The 5,661-nt window shown below is 48.2% G+C and carries 2 tRNA genes and 3 rRNA genes; all 5 read left to right on the top strand.

Annotated elements, in window-relative coordinates:
• Positions 1 to 375 precede the first annotated feature (375 nt).
• The 5 genes from I3254_RS00190 to rrf all read left to right on the top strand — a co-directional run bounded on the left by I3254_RS00190 (position 376) and on the right by rrf (position 5,653).
• Positions 376 to 1,914, top strand: a 16S ribosomal RNA gene (locus I3254_RS00190).
• Positions 1,915 to 1,989: 75 nt separating this feature from the next.
• Positions 1,990 to 2,066: transfer RNA gene (locus I3254_RS00185), tRNA-Ile, on the top strand.
• 9 nt (positions 2,067 to 2,075) lie between these two features.
• Positions 2,076 to 2,151, top strand: a tRNA-Ala gene (locus I3254_RS00180).
• A 346-nt stretch (positions 2,152 to 2,497) separates the two neighbouring features.
• Positions 2,498 to 5,353 (top strand): 23S ribosomal RNA (locus I3254_RS00175).
• Positions 5,354 to 5,539: 186 nt separating this feature from the next.
• Positions 5,540 to 5,653: ribosomal RNA gene (gene rrf, locus I3254_RS00170) — 5S ribosomal RNA — on the top strand.
• Together the 16S, 23S and 5S rRNA genes with 2 tRNA genes alongside form the textbook arrangement of a ribosomal RNA operon.
• Positions 5,654 to 5,661: the final 8 nt, after the last annotated feature.

The following is a 5,661-nucleotide window of genomic DNA, read 5'->3' as shown; positions in this document are numbered from 1 at the left end:
CAGTTAACTTGTTGAAACAAATTAAAAAAAGAAGTTGACAGACTATTAAAACATGATATGATGGTCAGCTCGCTAAATAGGATAAGCCACATTGGCTGACTTATTTAGTTTGAAATACTAGCACTGGACGACAGTGTCAGACATTATTTAAAAGCATAACTAAAGAACAACTTGTGTGGATTTTTGCTGATTCAGAATGCTAAAAAATAAAGTTGACTATCTTTTCTTTTCGGGAAGATTATTAACTATAAAAATTATCATTTAAGACAGCAGAAAAACTCAAAGTTAATTCATTACGAACATAATTTTTAGCGATTTTGCCAGATTAGATGAGCCAAGTTTAGAAGCTTCTTTAAAGAGCTTCATAGCAAGATTAAACTGAAGAGTTTGATCATGGCTCAGATTGAACGCTGGCGGCAGGCTTAACACATGCAAGTCGAGCGGAAACGATGGTAGCTTGCTACCAGGCGTCGAGCGGCGGACGGGTGAGTAATACTTAGGAATCTACCTAGTAGTGGGGGATAGCACGGGGAAACTCGTATTAATACCGCATACGACCTACGGGAGAAAGGGGGCAGTTTACTGCTCTCGCTATTAGATGAGCCTAAGTCGGATTAGCTAGATGGTGGGGTAAAGGCCTACCATGGCGACGATCTGTAGCTGGTCTGAGAGGATGATCAGCCACACCGGGACTGAGACACGGCCCGGACTCCTACGGGAGGCAGCAGTGGGGAATATTGGACAATGGGGGAAACCCTGATCCAGCCATGCCGCGTGTGTGAAGAAGGCCTTTTGGTTGTAAAGCACTTTAAGCAGTGAAGAAGACTCTTCGGTTAATACCCGGAGACGATGACATTAGCTGCAGAATAAGCACCGGCTAACTCTGTGCCAGCAGCCGCGGTAATACAGAGGGTGCAAGCGTTAATCGGAATTACTGGGCGTAAAGCGAGCGTAGGTGGCTTGATAAGTCAGATGTGAAATCCCCGGGCTTAACCTGGGAACTGCATCTGAAACTGTTAGGCTAGAGTAGGTGAGAGGGAAGTAGAATTTCAGGTGTAGCGGTGAAATGCGTAGAGATCTGAAGGAATACCGATGGCGAAGGCAGCTTCCTGGCATCATACTGACACTGAGGCTCGAAAGCGTGGGTAGCAAACAGGATTAGATACCCTGGTAGTCCACGCCGTAAACGATGTCTACTAGTCGTTGGGTCCCTTGAGGACTTAGTGACGCAGCTAACGCAATAAGTAGACCGCCTGGGGAGTACGGCCGCAAGGTTAAAACTCAAATGAATTGACGGGGGCCCGCACAAGCGGTGGAGCATGTGGTTTAATTCGATGCAACGCGAAGAACCTTACCTGGTCTTGACATATCTAGAATCCTGCAGAGATGCGGGAGTGCCTTCGGGAATTAGAATACAGGTGCTGCATGGCTGTCGTCAGCTCGTGTCGTGAGATGTTGGGTTAAGTCCCGCAACGAGCGCAACCCTTGTCCTTAGTTACCAGCGGGTTAAGCCGGGAACTCTAAGGATACTGCCAGTGACAAACTGGAGGAAGGCGGGGACGACGTCAAGTCATCATGGCCCTTACGACCAGGGCTACACACGTGCTACAATGGTAGGTACAGAGGGCAGCTACACAGCGATGTGATGCGAATCTCAAAAAGCCTATCGTAGTCCAGATTGGAGTCTGCAACTCGACTCCATGAAGTAGGAATCGCTAGTAATCGCGGATCAGAATGCCGCGGTGAATACGTTCCCGGGCCTTGTACACACCGCCCGTCACACCATGGGAGTTGATTGCACCAGAAGTGGATAGCTTAACCTTCGGGGAGGCGTTCACCACGGTGTGGTTGATGACTGGGGTGAAGTCGTAACAAGGTAGCCGTAGGGGAACCTGCGGCTGGATCACCTCCTTATAGACGCATTCGGTCAGCAAGAATTCACAACAAGTTGTTCTTTAGTTTAAGCTTACGTTTTTAACAAACGTATTAGGGTCTGTAGCTCAGCTGGTTAGAGCACCGTGTTGATAACGCGGGGGTCGGTGGTTCAAGTCCACCTAGACCCACCATTTTACAATGGGGCCATAGCTCAGTTGGTAGAGCGCCTGCCTTGCACGCAGGAGGTCAACGGTTCGACTCCGTTTGGCTCCACCACTACTAAGACGGCTAAGTAAGCTTTAGATGCTAATAAATAAATAGGTATTAAATAGAAACAAGTGATTGTTAATGATTACTTCTTTCTGTTTTATACAGAATCTGTGACTCGACGAGAGCATAGAGACTATTTAAAAACATAGATATGAGTCTGGGTTAAGAAGAGCGTGTTCACGCGCACTTCTTAACCTTAATAACTCACCTCTTAACGACATCAGTTGTTATCCCAGGGGTGAGTTATTAAAAAAGTAAAGAGAACTGAATCAAGCGTATAAACATAGGTGATATCGTTATCATAATTAGATTGTATGACACTTAGAAGTCGAAAGACTACTTGGGGTTGTATGGTCAAGTAATGAAGCGCACATGGTGGATGCCTTGGCAGTCAGAGGCGATGAAAGACGTGACAGCCTGCGATAAGCTTCGGGGAGGCGGCAATATCCTGTGATCCGGAGATTTCTGAATGGGGAAACCCACTTACCATAAGGTAGGTATCCTAATTTATTAGGAAGCGAACGAGGGGAAGTGAAACATCTCAGTACCCTTAGGAATAGACATCAATTGAGATTCCCCTAGTAGCGGCGAGCGAACGGGGAGAAGCCGATTAATTCTAATGTAGAAGAACAGCGTGGGAAAGCTGACCGTAGTAGGTGATAGTCCTGTATTCGAAACATTAGAGTTAACATATTAAGTAGAGCGGGGCACGAGAAATCCTGTTTGAAGATGGGGGGACCATCCTCCAAGGCTAAATACTCCTGACTGACCGATAGTGAACCAGTACCGTGAGGGAAAGGCGAAAAGAACCCCTGTGAGGGGAGTGAAATAGAACCTGAAACCGTGTGCGTACAAGCAGTGGGAGCCCACTTGTTGGGTGACCGCGTACCTTTTGTATAATGGGTCAGCGACTTATATTCTGTAGCAAGGTTAACCGTTTAGGGGAGCCGTAGGGAAACCGAGTCTTAATAGGGCGTTTAGTTGCAGGGTATAGACCCGAAACCGAGTGATCTATCCATGAGCAGGTTGAAAGTGCCGTAACAGGCACCGGAGGACCGAACCCACTGTCGTTGAAAAGCCAGGGGATGACTTGTGGATAGGGGTGAAAGGCTAATCAAACTCGGTGATAGCTGGTTCTCCCCGAAAGCTATTTAGGTAGCGCCTCGGACGAACACCATTGGGGGTAGAGCACTGTTTCGGCTAGGGGGTCATACCGACTTACCAAACCGATGCAAACTCCGAATACCGATGAGTGATATCCGGGAGACACACGGTGGGTGCTAACGTCCATCGTGGAGAGGGAAACAACCCAGACCGCCAGCTAAGGCCCCAAATTCCTAGTTAAGTGGGAAACGAGGTGGGAAGGCATAGACAGCTAGGAGGTTGGCTTAGAAGCAGCCATCCTTTAAAGAAAGCGTAATAGCTCACTAGTCGAGTCGGCCCGCGCGGAAGATGTAACGGGGCTCAAACTAGGAGCCGAAGCTGCGGATTTGAATTTGTTTTCAAGTGGTAGGGGAGCGTTGTGTAAGCCTGTGAAGGTGTGTTGTAAAGCATGCTGGAGGTATCACAAGAGCGAATGCTGACGTGAGTAACGATAATGCGAGTGAAAAGCTCGCACGCCGGAAGATCAAGGGTTCCAGTCCAACGTTAATCGGGGCTGGGTGAGTCGACCCCTAAGGCGAGGCCGAAAGGCGTAGTCGATGGGAAATCGGTTAATATTCCGATACTTGTTTATAATGCGATGGAGGGACGGAGAAGGTTATGTCAGCCTGGCGTTGGTTGTCCAGGTGAAAGGATGTAGGTTTATAGCTTAGGTAAATCCGGGCTATTTTATACCGAGATCTGATAGCAAGCTGTACTTGTACAGCGAAGTGGCAAATACCATGCTTCCAGGAAAAGCTTCTAAGCAATAGTTATAAACGAATCGTACCCTAAACCGACACAGGTGATCAGGTAGAGAATACCAAGGCGCTTGAGAGAACTCTGCTGAAGGAACTAGGCAAAATGGTACCGTAACTTCGGGAGAAGGTACGCTGTTGATGGTGATAGGACTTGCTCCTTGAGCTGTTGGCAGTCGCAGATACCAGGCTGCTGCAACTGTTTATTAAAAACACAGCACTCTGCAAACACGAAAGTGGACGTATAGGGTGTGATGTCTGCCCGGTGCTGGAAGGTTAATTGATGGGGTTAGCGTAAGCGAAGCTCTTGATCGAAGCCCCAGTAAACGGCGGCCGTAACTATAACGGTCCTAAGGTAGCGAAATTCCTTGTCGGGTAAGTTCCGACCTGCACGAATGACATAATGATGGCAGCGCTGTCTCCAGCAGAGACTCAGTGAAATCGAAATCGCAGTGAAGATGCTGTGTACCCGCGGCTAGACGGAAAGACCCCGTGAACCTTTACTACAGCTTTACATTGAACTTTGACCTGACTTGTGCAGGATAGGTGGGAGGCTTTGAAGCCGAGACGCTAGTCTCGGTGGAGCCAATCTTGAAATACCACCCTGGTCATGTTGGGGTTCTAACTCAGGTATAACAATACCGAGGACAATGTATGGTGGGTAGTTTGACTGGGGCGGTCTCCTCCTAAAGAGTAACGGAGGAGTACGAAGGTGCGCTCAGACCGGTCGGAAATCGGTCGTAGAGTATAAAGGCAAAAGCGCGCTTAACTGCGAGACCCACAAGTCGAGCAGGTACGAAAGTAGGTCTTAGTGATCCGGTGGTTCTGTATGGAAGGGCCATCGCTCAACGGATAAAAGGTACTCTGGGGATAACAGGCTGATACCGCCCAAGAGTTCATATCGACGGCGGTGTTTGGCACCTCGATGTCGGCTCATCTCATCCTAGGGCTGAAGCAGGTCCTAAGGGTATGGCTGTTCGCCATTTAAAGAGGTACGCGAGCTGGGTTTAGAACGTCGTGAGACAGTTCGGTCCCTATCTACCGTGGGCGTTGGAAATTTGAGAGGATCTGCTCCTAGTACGAGAGGACCAGAGTGGACGAACCTCTGGTGTTCGGGTTGTCACGCCAGTGGCATTGCCCGGTAGCTACGTTCGGATGGGATAACCGCTGAAAGCATCTAAGCGGGAAGCCCACCTCAAGATTAGATTTCCCTAAAGAGCCGTTCAAGACTAGGACGTTGATAGGCAGGGTGTGGAAGCGCAGCGATGCGTGTAGCTAACCTGTACTAATTGCTCGTTTGGCTTGACCATACAACACCCAAGTGGTTTGTAACCAAGTCTAATTAATCTATCTTGTATAGCTCAGGCTATAGAATAAGAAAGAACATTTCGATATCACCTTTAACCTTGATTCAGTTAGGTTACAAGTTGATCGACCATAAACTAAACATTTATAGTCAAACAATAAAAACAACAGACTCATATCTAACCCCCTTTGCTGACGACAATAGCGCGATGGCCCCACCTGATCCCTTCCCGAACTCAGAAGTGAAACATCGTAGCGCCAATGGTAGTGTGGTTCGCCCATGTGAGAGTAGGTCATCGTCAGCTCTCTATTC

The sequence above is a fragment of the Psychrobacter sp. Ps2 genome (genome assembly GCF_022129405.1).
Lineage (GTDB): Bacteria > Pseudomonadota > Gammaproteobacteria > Pseudomonadales > Moraxellaceae > Psychrobacter.
This window is presented reverse-complemented; position numbering and strand designations above follow the sequence as displayed.